17 protein-coding genes are annotated in these 16,552 nt (G+C 62.0%); 13 read left to right on the top strand and 4 right to left on the bottom strand.

Going from position 1 to position 16,552, the window contains the following annotated elements:
- Nucleotides 1–46: 46 nt before the first annotated feature.
- Complete coding sequence (locus BUS42_RS02205) at nt 47–517, bottom strand: hypothetical protein (RefSeq protein WP_254053252.1); 471 nt, start codon at nt 515–517, stop codon at nt 47–49.
- 562 nt (nt 518–1,079) lie between these two features.
- Here BUS42_RS02205 and BUS42_RS02200 point away from each other — a divergent pair.
- From BUS42_RS02200 to BUS42_RS02175, 6 genes are all read left to right on the top strand, one after another.
- Complete coding sequence (locus BUS42_RS02200; RefSeq protein WP_143206217.1) at nt 1,080–1,577, top strand: DUF3365 domain-containing protein; 498 nt, start codon at nt 1,080–1,082, stop codon at nt 1,575–1,577.
- Between the two features lie 66 nt (nt 1,578–1,643).
- A complete protein-coding gene (locus BUS42_RS02195; RefSeq protein ID WP_074304877.1) occupies nt 1,644–4,712 on the top strand; it encodes a DUF1501 domain-containing protein in 3,069 nt (1,022 codons plus the stop codon).
- A 21-nt stretch (nt 4,713–4,733) separates the two neighbouring features.
- Entirely contained in the window at nt 4,734–6,071 is a 1,338-nt protein-coding gene (locus BUS42_RS02190; protein WP_074304875.1) for a Gfo/Idh/MocA family protein, read from the top strand.
- Nucleotides 6,072–6,180: 109 nt separating this feature from the next.
- Nucleotides 6,181–6,939, top strand: a complete 759-nt coding sequence (locus BUS42_RS02185) for a tetratricopeptide repeat protein (protein ID WP_074304873.1) — start codon at nt 6,181–6,183, stop codon at nt 6,937–6,939.
- Between the two features lie 250 nt (nt 6,940–7,189).
- Complete coding sequence (locus BUS42_RS02180; RefSeq protein WP_074304871.1) at nt 7,190–7,708, top strand: GNAT family N-acetyltransferase; 519 nt, start codon at nt 7,190–7,192, stop codon at nt 7,706–7,708.
- A gap of 502 nt (nt 7,709–8,210) precedes the next feature.
- On the top strand, nt 8,211–9,497 hold the full coding sequence (locus BUS42_RS02175) for an IS4 family transposase (protein WP_254053251.1): 1,287 nt from the start codon (nt 8,211–8,213) through the stop codon (nt 9,495–9,497).
- Between the two features lie 141 nt (nt 9,498–9,638).
- Here BUS42_RS02175 and BUS42_RS42460 read toward each other — a convergent pair whose 3' ends face one another.
- From BUS42_RS42460 to BUS42_RS02160, 3 genes are all read right to left on the bottom strand, one after another.
- On the bottom strand, nt 9,639–9,824 hold the full coding sequence (locus BUS42_RS42460) for a hypothetical protein (RefSeq protein ID WP_143206216.1): 186 nt from the start codon (nt 9,822–9,824) through the stop codon (nt 9,639–9,641).
- A gap of 383 nt (nt 9,825–10,207) precedes the next feature.
- Nucleotides 10,208–10,777, bottom strand: coding sequence for a DNA-3-methyladenine glycosylase (locus BUS42_RS02165; RefSeq protein ID WP_074304865.1), 570 nt, complete (start codon nt 10,775–10,777; stop codon nt 10,208–10,210).
- A 1-nt stretch (nt 10,778) separates the two neighbouring features.
- Nucleotides 10,779–11,399 (bottom strand): TlpA disulfide reductase family protein, encoded by a 621-nt coding sequence (locus BUS42_RS02160; RefSeq protein ID WP_074304863.1) that lies wholly within the window; start codon nt 11,397–11,399, stop codon nt 10,779–10,781.
- A gap of 439 nt (nt 11,400–11,838) precedes the next feature.
- Between BUS42_RS02160 and BUS42_RS02155 the strand changes: the two genes are divergently transcribed.
- From BUS42_RS02155 to BUS42_RS02125, 7 genes are all read left to right on the top strand, one after another.
- Nucleotides 11,839–12,420, top strand: a complete 582-nt coding sequence (locus BUS42_RS02155; RefSeq protein ID WP_074304861.1) for a hypothetical protein — start codon at nt 11,839–11,841, stop codon at nt 12,418–12,420.
- A 33-nt stretch (nt 12,421–12,453) separates the two neighbouring features.
- Nucleotides 12,454–12,888 carry an SET domain-containing protein gene (locus BUS42_RS02150; RefSeq protein ID WP_074304859.1) on the top strand — a complete coding sequence of 145 codons (435 nt, stop codon included), beginning with the start codon at nt 12,454–12,456 and terminating at the stop codon, nt 12,886–12,888.
- A 100-nt stretch (nt 12,889–12,988) separates the two neighbouring features.
- Nucleotides 12,989–13,228 (top strand): type II toxin-antitoxin system Phd/YefM family antitoxin, encoded by a 240-nt coding sequence (locus BUS42_RS02145; RefSeq protein ID WP_074304857.1) that lies wholly within the window; start codon nt 12,989–12,991, stop codon nt 13,226–13,228.
- Nucleotides 13,225–13,617, top strand: a complete 393-nt coding sequence (locus BUS42_RS02140) for a type II toxin-antitoxin system VapC family toxin (protein ID WP_074304855.1) — start codon at nt 13,225–13,227, stop codon at nt 13,615–13,617. Before BUS42_RS02145 ends, BUS42_RS02140 begins: the two co-directional genes overlap by 4 nt.
- Before the next feature lie 350 nt (nt 13,618–13,967).
- Nucleotides 13,968–14,645: a hypothetical protein gene (locus tag BUS42_RS02135; protein WP_074304853.1), complete on the top strand. Its 678-nt coding sequence runs from the start codon at nt 13,968–13,970 to the stop codon at nt 14,643–14,645.
- The gene (locus tag BUS42_RS02130) at nt 14,638–15,387 is read left to right on the top strand and encodes a hypothetical protein (RefSeq protein WP_074304850.1); all 750 of its coding nucleotides are present in this window, start codon (nt 14,638–14,640) and stop codon (nt 15,385–15,387) included. The genes BUS42_RS02135 and BUS42_RS02130 overlap by 8 nt, the downstream gene beginning before the upstream one ends.
- The gene (locus BUS42_RS02125) at nt 15,365–16,480 is read left to right on the top strand and encodes a ComEC/Rec2 family competence protein (protein WP_074304848.1); all 1,116 of its coding nucleotides are present in this window, start codon (nt 15,365–15,367) and stop codon (nt 16,478–16,480) included. Before BUS42_RS02130 ends, BUS42_RS02125 begins: the two co-directional genes overlap by 23 nt.
- Nucleotides 16,481–16,552 lie beyond the last annotated feature (72 nt).

Below are 16,552 nucleotides of genomic sequence, written 5' to 3'. Positions count from 1 at the left end.
ACGAGACGACGTGACACCGGCTCGGCCAGCCGGTCGCAAGGCTTGCTCAGTGTTTCCGCAACGACGTCCCACACATATCCGTCGAGAACGAGGTCCCGTGATCCTCGCCACTGACCGACCCGGAGATGAAGGTAATGTCCCAGTGGTTGGACTCTCGCGCGTAAATGTTGCCCGCGCCATCCTTGAACATCTTGGCGCCGTCGCCACGCACCCCCACCGCTTCGAAATGGGTCTCGATAAAATCACTGACGCAGACGCTGGGGTTGATATCCACCTTGAAACCGTTCCAGTGACTCTTGGTCGAGGTCGAATGGCCGGTCTCGGTGCCCCCGGTGATTCGGACGTCACATCCGCTCAGCTTCTTGAAGGAAATGATCCCCTCGACGGTCTCGGAGTTGATCTCCTCGAACGAGGTACAGCGTTTGTTATTGCGGTCGCTGCAATTTCCGCTCGACGACCAGGTAATTCCCGCATCCTGAAGCTTCTTGGCCGCTTCCGCTTGAGTCAGTTTTGCCATGGCTATCACCTCCAATTTCACGTGATATCCCCTGCGTAAACATACATCGGCCATCTCGCGTTGTGACAGAGGGGCTCGGCAGGAGGGCGATGGTGCCGACGCGTTGCGATGGCTGAGGCATGCGGCCTGTCCTGGCGCAACCCATCACAAACGACGGTCGCCGGGTGGGCCACTTCGGGCTTCGAGCGGAATCGCCCGGAGGAAGTTCCCACAAATCACGGCAGACTCAGTGGTTCCGGGCATTCCAACCTCACATCCTATTCATTAGGACGCGTAGGGTGAATCAGCTTCAATGATGTAAACTATCCCAGGTTTCTCCTTGGCTTTTGATGGGAGGTCATTCATGCCCTACCGACTCGCCGGCCTCTTCGCAATCCTGGCGACAACCTCCGCATTCGCATCCTTGTACTGGACAAACTCGTTGTTGGACGTTCGATCCAAAGTCAGAACCATGACCTCGGTGACAACGCCAACAACAACCTCGCTCGCGGAGAAAGAGTGCCCGATCGAGGGAATGAACCAAACCATTCAAAGTCGATTTCATGCGCAGACGAAATTTGGCATGTCCCGGTTGCCGATTGCTCATTTAGCAGCCCGGTACTTTAAGCCGGAAACGGCCCTGGAGCAGACGGTCGTTGCGGACTTCGAGAAAAACGATTGGGAAGTTTCTCTCTACTTGGTCGGTCGTGAGGCGTTGACGTGGGATCTGAGCAAGGCCGAAGAGAATTTCGATGAGTGGATGGATCCCAGAGCGATCAACGGGCCGGTCCTGATCACCGCGGCGACGGTCCCCAAGGATCATCCTTCGGGCCGGGAACTCCGAGAGTTCGGCCGGGATGCCTTGATCAAGGCGGCATCGGGTGACTCGTTCATGACCACCAGCGGCCGCTGGAAAATCGAGGCGCGGCCGGTGCGAGCCGATCGCCAGTCCTGCCTGAACTGCCACACGTCGGAAAGAGCGACTGCAGATCCCACGATTTGGGAAAAACAGGGACCTCCACTTCGGGTGGGTGATGTGCTTGGTGTCGTCCTCTACCTCTATGCTCGCAATCCGAAGTGAGTTAAGATCGGCCTGATCGACTCCAATCCACTCGACTTCTGACTCAGGCGATTCATGAGGGCGCCGATGCGTAGGCTCGCCTTGCTGTCCCTCTCCCTTGGGCTATTCGGCGGATGGGCGGCCGCACAAGCCGACGAGCCTATCGCCACCCCCGACGGGGTCGCCTTCTTCGAACAGAAGATTCGCCCGGTCCTGGCGGAGCATTGCCTCAAATGCCATGGCGGCGGTCCGACGGACAAGATCAAGGGGGGGCTGCGACTCGACTCGCGCTCGGCGATCCGCAAAGGGGGTGACGGCGGCCCGATCATCGTCCCGGGCGACCCGGAAGCCAGCCGCCTGATCCAGGCCCTCCGCCACGACGACGATGAGCTCAAAATGCCGCCTAAGCAGCCGCTCTCGGACCGGGAGATCGCTGACTTCGTGACCTGGGTGAAACTGGGGGTCCCCGACCCGAGTGAGGCACTCGCCGCAACCCCCGGCCAGCCTGCCGAGCGCAGCGCGATCGATTGGGCCAAGGCGCGGGAGTTCTGGTCGTTCCGGCCAATCACTGACCCCGCGGTCCCCGAGGTTCACGACCAAGCTTGGGCTCAGAACGATGTCGACCGGTTCCTGCGCGCGAAGTTGGCAGCCAAGGGACTCTCCCCTGCCCCTTCGGCCAGTAAGCGGACCTTGATCCGTCGTGCCACGTTTGACCTGACCGGGCTGCCGCCCACGCCCGAGGAAGTGGACGCGTTCCTCGCCGACGAATCGCCAAACGCCTTCGAGAGCGTGGTCGACCGCCTGCTCGCCTCACCTCACTACGGCGAGCGCTGGGGTAGGCACTGGCTCGACCTGGTCCGCTATGCCGACACCTCGGGATGCAACTCCGACTACCCCGTCCCCTCGGCCCACAAATATCGCGACTATGTGATCGACGCGTTCAATCGCGACACGCCGTTCGACCGCTTCGTTCAGGAGCAGGTCGCGGGCGATCTGCTCCCGCACCAGAGCGAGGCCGAGCGAGTCGAACAGATCGTGGCCACCGGCTACCTGGCGATCGCACGCCGGTTCGGGTCGCACAACAACGAGTTTCACCTGACCTATGAGGACATGATCGACAACCTGGGCAAGACGGTCCTCGGCCTGAGTATCAGTTGCGCCCGCTGTCACAATCACAAGTTCGACCCAATCCCCCAGCGCGACTACTACGCGATCTACGGGATCCTCCAGAGCACGAAATACGCTTTCCCCGGCACCGAGATCTACCAGCATCCCAAAGACTTCGTCGCGCTCGGTACGCTCGAGGAAGCCGAAGCCCTGCGAACCCACGAGACGCGACTCGACGAAGTGAGTCGCCAGGTCCTGAAACTGGGTGTGGAGAAGAAGGCGCTCCTCGCCCTCGAGAAGACGAATCAGGCCGCCGTCCTCAAAGGTCGGACCCTCCTCGAAGTGAGGGCCGAGCTCGGCGACGCGCTGGACCTTCTCAAGAAGCTCGAGAACGATCCGCCGGACGTTGAGAAAGCGTTCGCAGCCTCCGAAGGCACTCCGGGCGACGCGAAACTTCAGCGCAAGGGGGATCCCAAGAACGAGGGGGATCCGGTCCCACGCGGCTTCTTGCAAGTCCTCGGCGGCAACCGAGTCTCCGAAGGATCCCCCACGAGCGGGCGACTCGAACTGGCCAGGTGGCTGACCGCCAAGGACAACCCGCTGACGGCGCGGGTGATGGTCAACCGGATCTGGCAACACCACTTCGGCCGTGGCATCGTCGCCACTCCCAACGACTTTGGCACCCGAGGCCAGCCGCCGACCCATCCTGAATTGCTCGACTGGCTGGCGACCCGGTTCATTGAGGAGGGCTGGTCGGTCAAGGCGATGCACCGTCGGCTCATGCTCACGCGCGGCTACCAGATGGCAAGCGTCGATGACCCCGCCCGGGCCAAACGGGTCATCTTCCTCTACATGAGTGGTGGGGTCTCGCACCTGGACTCGTTCGACCCCAAGCCTCGGCTGGTGGCCGATCAAGGGAAGCCGAAGGCGAACGTCCCGGGAGCACGCCCTTACTTGCCCCCCTTCTGGGAATTCCAACCGCGCGGGCAGTGCGGCACCGAGATCAGCAACCTCTTTCCGAATCTCGCCGAGAGTGCCGACGAACTCTGCCTGATCCGGTCGATGCACGGAGACCACAACGACCACTTCCAGGCGACACTGGGGATCCACACCGGCTCGGTCAGCGTGGCGCGGCCGAGCTTCGGTTCTTGGGTCAGCTACGGACTCGGCACGGTCAACCAGAACCTCCCATCGTTCGTGGTGCTGGCCCCGCGCTTGCCCTATGCCGGCAGCCAGGTTTGGAGCGCCGACTTCCTCCCGGGCTGCCACCAGGGAACGCGCGTGCTGGCGGGCGCCGAGCCGATCCCCGACCTCAACCGCCGCAGTCCGTCGCCGCGGATCCAGCAAGCGGAACTCGGGCTGCTCGATCGCCTGAACCAGCGTCATCAGCACGACCGGCCGGGCGAACCCGCATTGGCGGCGCGGATCCGCTCGTTCGAGACCGCGTTCGGGATGCAGCAGGCGATGCCCGACGTCCTCGACCTCACGCGCGAAACCAAGGCGACGCTCTCGCTCTACGGCCTGGAACGAGGCCAGACGCAAGGGTTCGCCTGGCAATGCCTGGTCGCCCGGCGCATGGTCGAGCGCGGGGTCCGCTTCGTGGAGTTGATCGACTCGGGATCCTCAAACAACTGGGATTCCCACGCCGACATGAAAGCACACGGTCCGATGGCACGCAACGTGGACCGGCCGATCGCCGGCCTGCTCCGCGACTTGAAGTCGCGGGGCTTGCTCGACGACACGCTCGTCGTCTGGACCTCGGAGTTTGGCCGGACGCCAACCACCGACGGCCCGACCGGCCGGAGCCATCAGAGCAGCGCCTACTCGTCATGGCTGGCGGGGGCCGGGGTCAAGGGGGGCCTCGTCCACGGCAAGACCGACGACTACGGCGCCAAGGTCGTCGAGGACGGGGTCCACGTCCACGACTTCCACGCGACCATCCTCCACCTCCTTGGCTTCGACCACGAGCGGCTCACTTATCGCCACGCCGGCCGCGACTTCCGACTGACGGACGTCGAGGGCCGCGTCGTTGAAGAAATCCTGGCCTGATCTCATCCTCGGAGACAAGACATGCATCGTCGCCGATTCCTTCAAGCAGGCTCCGCCGGTGTCGCGGCGTTCTCGTCCGTGGGGGGCCTCGCCGCGGAGTTTGCGGGCGCCGAGCCAAAGCGGGTCGGCCTGATCGGCTGTGGTTGGTACGGCAAGGCCGACCTGTTCCGCCTGGTCCAGGTGGCGCCCGTCGAGATCGTGTCGCTCTGCGACGTCGACACGTCGATGCTCGCCGGGGCCGCCGAGATGGCCGCTGCACGCCAGACGTCGAAGAAAACTCCGCGCACCTACGCCGACTACCGCGAAATGCTCAAGGAGCAAGACCTCGACATCGTCCTGGTCGCCACCCCCGACCACTGGCACCCCTTGGCGATGATCGCCGCGGTCGAGTCGGGGGCCGACGTCTACGTTCAGAAGCCGATCAGCGTGGACGTCGCCGAGGGCCAGGCCATGCTCGCCGCGGCCCGCAAGCACAAGCGGGTCGTTCAGGTCGGCACCCAGCGCCGGAGCACCCCGCACATCATTGAGGCCCGCGACCGGATCATCAACGAGGACAAGCTCGGCAAGATCGGACTCGTGGAAATCTACTGCTACTATCATATGCGTGCGAAAGGAAACCCGCCCGACACCGCCCCGCCGGAGTCGCTCGACTACGAGATGTGGACCGGGCCAGCTCCGATGCGGCCCTACAATGCGCTGGTTCATCCGAGGCGGTGGCGGTCGTTCACGGAGTATGGCAACGGGATCGTGGGCGACATGTGCATTCACATGCTCGACATGGTCCGCTGGATGCTTGGCCTGGGCTGGCCGAAACGGATCAGCTCCGCGGGGGGCATCCTGCTCGACAAGCAGAGCAAGGCGAATATTCCCGACACACAGACCGCCACGTTCGAGTTCAACGACCTACCGGTGATCTGGCAGCACCGAACCTGGGGACACGCGGCCGACCCGAAGTATCCCTGGGGCGCAACCTTCTACGGCGACAAGGGCACGCTCAAGGTCGGCCTGCAGAGCTACGACTTCACGCCGATGGGCCAGGGCAAGCCGATCCATGGTGACGTCGTCATGGAGCTCGACCAGTACCCCGAGGACCGGACCGAGAAAGACCTCGAAACGCATGTCGCCCCGGCGATCCGTGGCCATATGCAGGATTTCCTGAAAGCGATCGGGACCCGCGGAAAACCGGTCGCTGACATCGAGCAAGGTTACATCTCCACCGCCAGTTGCATCCTGGCCAACAACGCGCTTCGGCTCGGACGCACGCTCGCCTGGGATGAGCAGGCGGGGCGCGTTGTCGGTGACGACCAGGCCAACGCACTCCTGAGCCGGCCCTATCGCCAGCCCTGGATCCACCCCTGAATCGGGCCGGAACCGTGATCACCCTTGTCGAGTGGCAGGAGCCCCCGAATCATTCACCAAGGAGCATGGCGGGCTCTGCCACACGACACGGAGACGGAATCAAGACGCGATGTTGCACACCTGCACGATGAATCTGGCCCTCCTGGTCATGGCGCTGACCGGCCAACTGAAGTCGGCGGATGGTACGCCGAGCGAGGTCCTGAGCGACTGGCAGATCGCGAACGACGCCGGATGGAGAGCCTTCCTCCGTGGCGACTTAACCCAGGCCGAGGAGCGTTTCAAGGCAGCCAGTGAAGTGGTGCGTCCCTACCAGAAGGGCGATCCGCGACTCCTGGCGCGGAGCTATTGCGACCTCGCCCAAGTTCTCATGAACCAGTCGCGCTATGACCAGGCCGAGCCCCTGGCGAAGTGGGCCTTGAAGGTCAGGGAGCTCCATCCTCGCATCCAGACCGAGACGCTTTATCAGAACCTTTATGTCCTGGCCCAAATTCATTGCGGCCAGGGCCGGCTCGCCGAAGCCGAGCCCCTGCTCCGCCGGGCACTCGCGCTCCAAGAAAAGGCGCTCGGCCCCGAGCACGCCTCGCTGGCCGAAACGCTCAATGACCTGGCCTGGGTCGACTCCGAAGTCGGGCGACTCACCGAGGCCGACGCGCTCTACTCCCGGGTCCTGGCCATCCGTACGAAAACGCGGCCGACCAACAATCTCGAAATCGCCGAAACGTCGGAGCACTATGCCGTCCTCCTCCGACGACTGGACCAGTTGACCAAGGCCCAATGGCTGGAAGCCCGCGCCAAGACAATCCGCAGCGAAGCCGCCGCGGCAATCCTCGCCATCCCCCATGATCGGACCAGCGACAGAAAGCCCTAAAAACCGATACGATATTGTCTGCCGCAAGGGAACTGGGCCGTCTGTCTGCCTCGGAGGCCAGAATTCGCGGCCCCACCCGCCGGGGAGGACGACGCAGAGCGTCGGGGACGGCATTCCCACGCAGAGCGTGGGAACGAGATTCCTGCATCCTTGCTACAATCTCATAACTGTAGAACATTATTTTCTGCTCGGACCGTGAGTGGGAGCTCCCCTACGTCGTTTCGGACGCCTTTCCGAGGTTCACCCGACCATGAGAACGCTGCGGATTCGGCCATTTCGTGCCGGAGAGGAACATCGGCTTCGTGAAGTGTTCTATTCGTCTGTTCACGAAGTCGCTTGTTCGCATTACTCCAAAGAAAAGCGCGATGCGTGGGCCCCGAGAGCGTATGACGCCGAAGCTTGGGTAGAACGAATGCGTCGTAATCGTCCGTTTGTCGCAGAGCTCGACGACATCATCGCGGGCTTCGCCGACGTTCAGCCGGACGGCCATATCGACCAGTTCTTTGTTGCCAAGCACGCCGTGCGCCAAGGCATTGGCAGCGCACTCATGCGGCATCTCGAGCAACATGCACAGACGTTGAATCTGACAAAGCTCACGTCCCATGTCAGTCTGAGTGCTCAGCCTTTTTTCCGTCACTCAGGATTTTTGATCGAAGCTGAGCAGACGGTCACGGTACGGGGAGTTTTCTTGGCAAATGCCAGAATGTTCAAGATCTTACCGACGAGCCAGTCGTCCCAGGCCCACGATCCTGGCGTGGCACCAGGTTAAGATTGGGGCCAAGAGGCCGCCCCCCCCCAAAAAAAACAACCACCCGATCCAGGGCCAGGAAGCCGCTCGCAACTCGTTCCCACGGTCCCCCGTGGGAATGCAGTCTGGGACGCTCGGCGTCCTCGGCTTGCGAGGGCCAGACGACGCGGAGCGTCGGGGACGGCATTCCCACGCAGAGCGTGGGAACGAGGGGGATTCCTCGCTCTTTGGCGGGGCGTTGAAAAAACTCGGAACTCGATCAAACACTTCGGTTCATCCCAAGAGGGAACCGGACGCCGCGCTCGGCGTCGACGTACCTGATGGGGCGGCCGCGGGGGGCGAACCGACGGTGCTGGACGCTGGCGTGGAAGTCGTTGTGGCTGAGAGTGAAGGTGGTGGAACGGGGGGCGGCGTGAATTCCGGAGTCATCAGACTCACGAGCACTTTTTCCAATAGTGTCCGGGATCGACCTTCATCAAATCTTCGCTTGCGCTTTTGGTTACGGTCGGCCACAGTATTCGTCATGGCGGCCAAGAAACCACCCCTGGTTGACACTCCCCCTTCCCAGCGACCTGAACGGGTCGGGGCACCGGGGTGGCTCTCTCGTGATTTGCCCATCTGGCCCGATCAAGTGGTCGGGGCCAAGCACATCCATTCGATCGAACGGCTCATCGCACAACTTCGCGACCAGGACCCCCATGGCAACCGCGACCTCTTCCTCGACGACGTCTTCGTTGCCATGCTCCTGGCCTTCTTCAACCCCACTCTGCGGACCCTCAGGACGATCGAGGATTTCAGCCAAACCCGACAAGCCCAAAAATTCCTCTCGATCCAGAAACTCTGCAAAAGCACCCTCTCCGACTTCAATAAGTTGGCCGACCACACTCGCTTGCAGCCGATCCTCGATCAGCTCCGACGCAACGTTCTCAAGCCCAGTCCCAACCCGAACCAGGCCGCCGATCCCCTGAGCTCGCTTCACCGCCAGGTCCTCGCCGTCGATGGCACCTTCCTTCATGCCGCCGCCTCAGTGGCCTGGAGCGTCCGCCGCCGCGGCGGCAAGACCGGCGCTCGACTCGACTTCCATGTCGATGCCCAAACCTGGCTCCCCGAGCTGATCGTCGTCCCCGAGGCCGGCCAGAGCGAGGCGACCACCGCCGCGTACTCCATCACCCCCGGGGCGATCCATCTCTACGACCGGGGGATCTTCAGCTTCAAGCTGATCAAGGCCCACGTAGAACCGGCGGCGGATTTCGTGATGCGGTTCCGGAAACCCGGAGAACGCACCCCCAACCTCGAGACGACCGAGACGAGGGAACTCACCCAAGAGGCCCGCGACGCGGACGTCATCTCCGATCGACTGGTCCGTTTTCCCGGCTCGACGCATCGCAAACCGCTGGGCATCGTCCTTCGCGAAGTGGTCATCGTCCCCAAGGATGACCCCGAGAATCCGGTCTACCTCTTGACGACCCTGCTCGAGCCTGACGCATCAATTATCGGAGTATTATATCGTCATAGATGGCAAGTTGAACTGTTTTTCCGCTGGCTGAAAAGCTACGCGCGGTTCGATCATCTGATCAGTCACAGCCGCGAGGGTGTGCTGTTGAGCTTCTACGTCGCCGTGATCGGCGTCACGCTCATGTACATCCATACAGGGAATCGCCCCAGCAAGTATATGTTTAGCCTGCTGGGAATGGTGGCCAACGGCACGGCGACGATGGACGAGATCATGCCGATCCTTCGCGAGCGGGAGCGTCAGTGCCAATTACAGCGTGACCGCGTTGCGCGGAAGCGTGCCGAAAAACCCAAATAAGCGATCAGGGCCCGTCCACGCGCTGCGGACGAGGTCATGCCGCGGCATGCGCCGGGATCGCCCTCCAAACCGAAGGAGGCGGCTGCAAGGCTGTTCAAATCGAATTATTCTGGGATGTCCTGACGAAAAGCCTCCTCGCCATCAGGAATCCCGGACACTATTGACTTTTTCTGGGGTGGGAAGCCCATTCCCCTCGGTGGGAAGCGGGAGCGGCTTGCCCTGTTGCGGATAGAACCGGGCCAGGATCAGCTTGTCCGGTAGCGCCTTGGGCTGCTGCCCCTCAACATACATCTGCTTCGCCCCGTCCGGCGAAAACCCATGAGACATCGCGATATCGACGTTGATCTTGGAGGACGTTGAGGGTGAGAGGAACGGGCTGAAGTTCGGGAACGGTACAGGTACGGGGGAAGGCCCCACCTGCTTGAGACACTCGAAAGCTTTGACCTCCGCGGGGGAAAACGGAGCCGATTTAGGACCTAAGAATGAGAGGAATGACATGATGCATTCTCGATAGGTTCTCCGCGATTCCCGCCACCAACGCGTCGGGGCGGCTCCAAGAATCTATCCAGGACGCCCGCCAATCGCAATCAGGCCTTTCCAATATCTGAGAACCATTGATTTTGCGAAACCCCGTGGATCACGATGTCATTTCCCCAAGCAACATCGCCAGATCTTACCGACAACCGCCGTTCACCGGGGGCACAAACCACTCATTTCCGCGAGATAAAGGCGTTTCCCTGGATGTAGAAGCGGAGCGGCCGCCCGGCCCACTCCCCTGCGTAGTCCACGCCGACCCGCGGCCGCTTGACGATCTCGAACGGCTCGGATCGCTCGGGCGCGGCGATGAAGAAGTCATCGCTCGTGAGGTCGTGTCCGTAGAGCCGGCGGTCGATCCCCATCGCGCGGCAGAGGAGGCCCGGGCCTTTTGTCCCCCCTTCGAGATTCTCGATCGGCTCCAGCGCACGGAAGAGGACGGCCGACCCATGACCTGCCGCTTCGGTCACGGCATTCAAACAGTGATAGATCCCGTAAATCAAGTAGACGTAAGCATAGCCGGGCGGACCGAACATCACCTCCGTGCGTGCGGTCCGCCCTCGTGAGGTATGAGCGGCGAGGTCGTGAGGACCGAGGTAAGCCTCGGTCTCGACGATCCGCCCGATGCGCGGCTGACCGTCAACGCGATGCACCAAGTGCATCCCGAGGAGCTCTTTGGCCACCGTTTCCGTGTTGCGATCGTAGAACGTTCGCGGGAGCGTGTGCCCGGGGACAACCCACCTCACTTCAGTTCACCTTCTCGGCCAGGAGGAGCTTGATGGCATCCTCAACGTGATCATTCTTGCAGTCGAGGATCCGAAGCTTGCCGGCGCGGTCGATGAAATAGTAGTCGGGGAAGCTGTCCACGGCGAAGGCCGCGACGGTCGCACCGTCGACGTCGGCGGCAACCGGGTACTTGATCCCCTTGTCGTCGGCCGTCTTGCCCATCAGGTCGGCCCCGCGACTATGGCAGACCCCAATCAGGACGAGTCCGTCCCCCTTGTAACGCGCGTAGAGGTCATTGTTGTGGGGAATGCTCGCGAGGCAAGGCCCGCACCACGTGGCCCAGAAGTCGAGCAGGACGACCTTGCCCTTGAGATCGCCCCACGCCAACGACTCGGCGTTCTTCCATTCCCCGACCTTCAGCGCCGGTGGGTTGTCCCCCTCCTTCAACAACTCGGCGAACCGCTTGGCCCGCGCGCTCCGGGTTCCCTCGAGCCACGCGTCGGGAACCTGGCTCGGACCGGCCGGAGCCGGCACTTCGTCGGCGGGCCGATCCGCCCCCAGGCTCACGAGTCCGAGACCGAGGGCGATTCCGAACGCCGCGACCAGCCCCACGCCACGACGAAACACGTCCGAACTTGGCATCGCAGGCCCTCCCGAAGCGAATGAGACCGAGCTCACCAACCCGCGCCCCGCCGATCGGAGCGTTTCAAACCCAGACGTTCAGCTTGACCCGCTTCACTTGCGTACGCAAGCACGCAGTCGCCCGGGTCGCAACAGCGCCTTGGGTGGAGTGCCTAGGACGTCCCGACATTCCACACCAGCCCGACAACCCCTACAGGCGGCCGGCCCTGACCAAAAAACCCCAGGTCTCAACCGGTATTTGGGGACTCAGTTTGCCGATGAGCTAAACATAAGCTTCTCTTATACGGGCGGTCGATGAAAATCTGCGATTCGGACAAGAGGGGTCCTCGTAGGGTGGGCACCGCTCACCCTCTTCTGGGTCTCGAGGCCGACAACGCGGGTGTTGTGAGCCGCGGGTCAGTCGTACTCCGGTCACTCCATCTTCAAAAGGAGGGCGGCGGTGGATGATCTTTCGTCATCGAGCAAGACATTCGACAGCCTCTCATCCTTCTGCCGCTCGTTCTCGAGAAGGTCACGGCCCTCGGGCGTCCACAAGCCGCACATGGTGAGCTACGCCGAGCTCGCGCCGCTGACGGTCGTCACCGAATCGATCGCCAATCACCGCGCCCTGGCCATCGAGCAGACCGAGTCGGCGCTCGATCACTTCCTGGAACTCAAGCATCGGCTGACCGAAGTTCGCCGCCGGCTCGAAAACAGCAAGCACTTTCAGGAGGAGGCCGGAGCGTTCGGTCGGAGCCATGCCGCGATCGAAGAAAAGCGAGCCTGGGAGAGGTGGATGAACGTCATTCAACGAGCGCTACAGAACGCCGAGGAAGAGATCATCCTGGCGGTCCAGGCGTGGGAAGAGTCGCGCAGATCCTCCGAGGCAAGCGACCGATCCGCAAGTGGAGTGATCTACAAAGGGCACCTCTATCTCACCGTCCCCACCGACGATGGCAATCGGCACCGCCTGCTGGTGGCCGACCTGAAGTCGTCATTGAATCTCGACCGAAGCCTCGCCGTCGTCGACCTGATGGGTTGACGGGGCGGGAGCAGGGACCGCGGAGCGCAAGGGATGGTGCTTGAGCATTCGGACGCGATTGAGGTCCGGCGTTCCCCGGGCAAGGGACGCGGTGTCTTCGCGCGCCGGCGAATCGAAGCGGGTGAGGTGATCGAACGGGTTCCCGTGCTCGTCGTGCCCGTCGAGGATCTCAATCAGGGCTCGGCCTGGACGAGCCTCGGGAACTACTGCTTCGTGTGGAACAAGAGCACCGTGGCCTTGGCCCTCGGCTACGGTTCGCTCTACAACCATTCGTTCCGCCCCAACGCCCGCTATGACGACCGGGGCCAACAGATCAAGGTCTTCACATCGCTTCGCGAGATCGAGCCGGGCGAGGAGATCACGGTCAACTACAACGGCGATCCGGACGATCAATCGGCGGTCGGGTTCGCGGTCGTCGAGGCCAAAGCCGAGGCCCCAACCCGACCGCGGAAGCGAATCAAACCTTAGCCCGGCCCCCGGATGGTGCCACGCAGGTTCCCTGTGCAATCCGAGGGAAAAACCGCTCTCAACCTACTCATGTCCGCGTGGACGGGATAGAATAACCTCTATGAGTACCATCAGCCTGCAAGACCTGGAGCGGGACCCCTCCGGGCTCCTCGACCGCGTCGAGGCCGGGGAGCGCCTTGTCGTCGCCCGCGACGGCCGACCGGTGGCCGAACTCTGCCCGCTTGCTTCGGCCGCCCGCGGGCCGCGACCGTTCGGGCTGGCCGCCGGGTCGTTCACCGTACCAGCCGACTTCGACGCCCCGTTACCCGACGACCTCCTTCGGGCGTTCGAGGAGCGATGAAGCTGCTGCTCGATACCCATGTGTTCCTCTGGTACATCACCGCCGACCCGAGGCTGCCCGCGCCCTTCCTGGCCGCCATCCAGGAGCCCGCGAACGAAGTGTACCTGAGCGCCGCCTCGATCTGGGAGGCGGTCATCAAGCACGGCTTGGGGAAACTCCCGCTCCCTGCCCCGCCGGCCGACTACCTGCCTCAGCAGCGGGATGCCCACGGCATCGATGCCCTGCCGATCGATGAGGGTGCGATGCCCCACCTCGCCAACCTCCCCGCACTGCATCGCGACCCGTTCGACCGCCTGCTGATTGCCCAGGCACTTCAACACGGGCTGACAATCGCCACTGTCGACTCCCATGTCGCCGTGTATCCGGCAGCTCGGCTTCCCGTGGCCTAGGTCGTGAAACCACAATGACGCGCATTGTAAACCCAGGCTCGCAATGCATGTCCTTGTCATTGGATCCGCATGAGGCCTGCCTGCACGATGTTTGCACGGATGCGGCGCCTCGTGAATTAGTGGTCAAATGGCCACACGCCAACAGCACCACCATTCAAGCAGTCATAAATCTCGTTCTAGCGGCTAAGGGGTGTTGATTATCCGCCTTGAACCGTCCGCGACTGTCAACTGACTCCTTGTCTCCACCACTCGTCCCGGATATCGTTAGAGAACGTGAGGTATATTCATTGGCAAGAGGCGAAGCCTGAGAATTCTGGAGAATTTCGCTTAGAGGGCGAGAGCGGTTGAAAATGGCTATCCAACTCCGACTGTCCAAGACTCAAATCTCCGACTTAAAAGCAATCGTCGAGCTTGGGTCGGAAACACTGAACCGGCTGGCTGAACAGATTGAGACCGTCACACCTCCGCCATTTTCTCCGCCTGAGCTGAACCGCGTGGTCACGGAAACCATCCGAGAGAACCCGGAGGCTGTCGATCCAGTCACACGGCAGCTACTCTCCTTCGCCAGTCTTCGTCGCCGTCGTGGGCTTGAAGTCGATGATGTGCTTAGCGGGCTGAAGGCCGCCCTGCGGGACAGCGGGACGGAGGTCGCGGCCGCGTGGGAGGGGACCGAGGCGGCGTTCCGCCGTTTGCTCTCTTCCGGTAGGATCGCCACGATCGCTAAGGCCCTGGACCTGTCCTATGATTACGAGAACCTGGTTCAGTCGGCGCGCATTGTTACGGACGTACGGCCCGTCTTCGATGACGAGCTAAGCCGGATCGATGGTGCGGTTGTTTCCTTCACCCTCCGCTTGAAGTACGTGAGCCTGGAGGGGGACAACGGCATCAGCCTCGCCATGGACAAGGGCGACGTCGAAATGCTTCTGCGGGAATGCGAGCGAGCCTTGCAAAAGGCGACTCTCGCCACCGAAACGCTCTCCAAACTGCCTATCCGAACACTGATTTCCGGGGCTGGCACTCATGAATAAGGAACTGATAGGAGGAAGCATCGCACGGAGCGGGCGTGAACGGTATCCAGTCACTCGCTGGACGGAAGACATCCAGATCGCGTCCTTCGATTACGAGGATGCGGAAGAGGCGGAAGAGGCGGAAGAGGCGGAAGAGGCGGAAGAGGCGGAAGAGGCGGACCGCGTGCTGAAGGACGAAGTCCCCACCCCTGCCGATCCCAAGTCGATCTTCCTGGAATCCGCGCGGTTACGGAACAAAGACGCCAAGCAACACGGCGTCGTGAAGATGCCTGAACGCGACACGAAGGTTAGCCCTCGCGCCGTGACCGCACCCGTAGATGCGAAGCTGGCGGATGTGCTTGCCAAAATTTCAACCCTTTTGGAAGGGAACGCTCTGCCAGAGGCTCAGTCCCTTCTCGAATCGCTGAAACGGCAGATGCTGCTCTCCAGCCCCAAGGTGGAGACCGTGCTTGAAACTTTAGACGGGGTGCTGAACTGCATCGACGGGGATACCGCCAGCCTGACGCTCACGAGCAGAGCCAATGGCAGGGTGTACTACGCTCAGTATCCCGCCGCAGAGTTCGCCGAAAAGGGGATCGAGGAAGAGGACCGCTTCATCTGCAAGACGGTCGAAACGGATGGCGGAACCCGCATCGAGATCGAAGCCGTCCCCGACGTCGAGCTGACTGACGAAGACATTAGGGCGATCCGCGAGAAGATTAATAAGGTCCTCCCCCGAAATGACCCAGGCGTCAGGTATTGAAAAGGCGTCCCTAGAGGTTCATATCCTCGGCGGTGGGCAGGGCGAGAGCATTGTAATCAGGATGCCGGACGGTCGGTGGGGCGTGGTTGACTGCTTCACCACATCTCCGGACAGCGGCGATTACAATTCAACCGCCCTGTTTCTGCGTGCGCACGAAGTGCCCCAGCTCCATTTCGTCTGCCTGACGCATCCCCACCAAGACCACTTCATGGGGATGGCCGAGCTGCTTGAAGAATTCCGCCCGCGCGAGTTCTGGCGGTTCGGGAGCTTGTCGCACGAGCACATCAACAACCTGATCCACTACTACGAGGCTAAGGCCATCGTAAAGGGGCAAAGCGAGTTCAGCCGGACGGCGGACGAGCTGCTCGCCCTCTTCGGAAAATCGCTGGAAGGCGTTCAGTCCAATACCATGAACGTGGAGTACGCCACGGGACGGGCGTCGCTCTACCCGCCAGCCATCGAAGGGCCGAAGCAATACCACATCGAAAGCCTGTCGCCCACGGGCAACCAGGCCGAACTCTACCAGGCGGCTATCATCGGCTGCGTCACGCCGGAAGGAAAACTGGGCAAGAAACTCACCAGGACGCACCACAACAACATATCAGTTGTTCTAAAATTAACTTACGGAAAGACGGTAGTTTTCCTCGGCGGCGACCTTGAAAAGAAGGGATGGGAGGAGCTGTTAGGCAGGTATGCCGACCACATGCTGAAGGCAACGGCGGTCAAGGTCAGCCATCATGGCTCGCCGAATGGCTACTGCGATCAGCTCTGGGAACGATTCTGCTGGAAGGACAAGCCTGTCGCGGTCGTCACCCCGTCGAATCACCATCAGCTCCCTAAAGAATCTGCGGTGACGCACATCAAGCAGCACGCCTCCGCCGTTTACTCAACCTGCACGCCTTGGAACGTCTCCGACGCCCCCGCCCCTGAGCCTGAGTCCTCGCAGCAATCACTGAAGAGCCTGGGCGCCCTTCTCGGGAAAATGTCTGCCGTCCTTGCCCCCTCACGCCCTACTGCAGGCTGTTGCTCCCTCATCTTCGACGACGAAGGCGGCTGCACGGTTTATTTGACGAGGCCAGCCCAGAAGCTTTGACTTCCAGCCTTCCTTCGCTTTAGAGGGTGCTTCGATTCCTGGAGCTGGGTCGTTGTACGCCCGTGCGCCACG

Source organism: Singulisphaera sp. GP187 (assembly GCF_900129635.1).
Lineage (GTDB): Bacteria > Planctomycetota > Planctomycetia > Isosphaerales > Isosphaeraceae > Singulisphaera.
Note: the sequence above shows the minus strand (reverse complement) of the source record. Positions and strands in the feature narration are given on the sequence as shown.

Bases quoted from the DNA above. Each gene is read 5' to 3' on its own strand.
- BUS42_RS02140 (WP_074304855.1), top strand. From the start codon at position 13,225: ATGAAGCTGCTGCTCGATACCCATGTGTTCCTCTGGTACATCACCGCC.
- BUS42_RS02175 (WP_254053251.1), top strand. From the start codon at position 8,211: ATGGCGGCCAAGAAACCACCCCTGGTTGACACTCCCCCTTCCCAGCGA.
- BUS42_RS02200 (WP_143206217.1), top strand. From the start codon at position 1,080: ATGTCCCGGTTGCCGATTGCTCATTTAGCAGCCCGGTACTTTAAGCCG.
- BUS42_RS42460 (WP_143206216.1), bottom strand. From the start codon at position 9,824: ATGTCTCATGGGTTTTCGCCGGACGGGGCGAAGCAGATGTATGTTGAG.
- BUS42_RS02135 (WP_074304853.1), top strand. From the start codon at position 13,968: ATGGCTATCCAACTCCGACTGTCCAAGACTCAAATCTCCGACTTAAAA.
- BUS42_RS02185 (WP_074304873.1), top strand. From the start codon at position 6,181: ATGTTGCACACCTGCACGATGAATCTGGCCCTCCTGGTCATGGCGCTG.
- BUS42_RS02150 (WP_074304859.1), top strand. From the start codon at position 12,454: ATGGTGCTTGAGCATTCGGACGCGATTGAGGTCCGGCGTTCCCCGGGC.
- BUS42_RS02195 (WP_074304877.1), top strand. From the start codon at position 1,644: ATGCGTAGGCTCGCCTTGCTGTCCCTCTCCCTTGGGCTATTCGGCGGA.
- BUS42_RS02145 (WP_074304857.1), top strand. From the start codon at position 12,989: ATGAGTACCATCAGCCTGCAAGACCTGGAGCGGGACCCCTCCGGGCTC.
- BUS42_RS02190 (WP_074304875.1), top strand. From the start codon at position 4,734: ATGCATCGTCGCCGATTCCTTCAAGCAGGCTCCGCCGGTGTCGCGGCG.
- BUS42_RS02205 (WP_254053252.1), bottom strand. From the start codon at position 517: ATGGCAAAACTGACTCAAGCGGAAGCGGCCAAGAAGCTTCAGGATGCG.
- BUS42_RS02125 (WP_074304848.1), top strand. From the start codon at position 15,365: ATGACCCAGGCGTCAGGTATTGAAAAGGCGTCCCTAGAGGTTCATATC.
- BUS42_RS02180 (WP_074304871.1), top strand. From the start codon at position 7,190: ATGAGAACGCTGCGGATTCGGCCATTTCGTGCCGGAGAGGAACATCGG.
- BUS42_RS02160 (WP_074304863.1), bottom strand. From the start codon at position 11,399: ATGCCAAGTTCGGACGTGTTTCGTCGTGGCGTGGGGCTGGTCGCGGCG.
- BUS42_RS02130 (WP_074304850.1), top strand. From the start codon at position 14,638: ATGAATAAGGAACTGATAGGAGGAAGCATCGCACGGAGCGGGCGTGAA.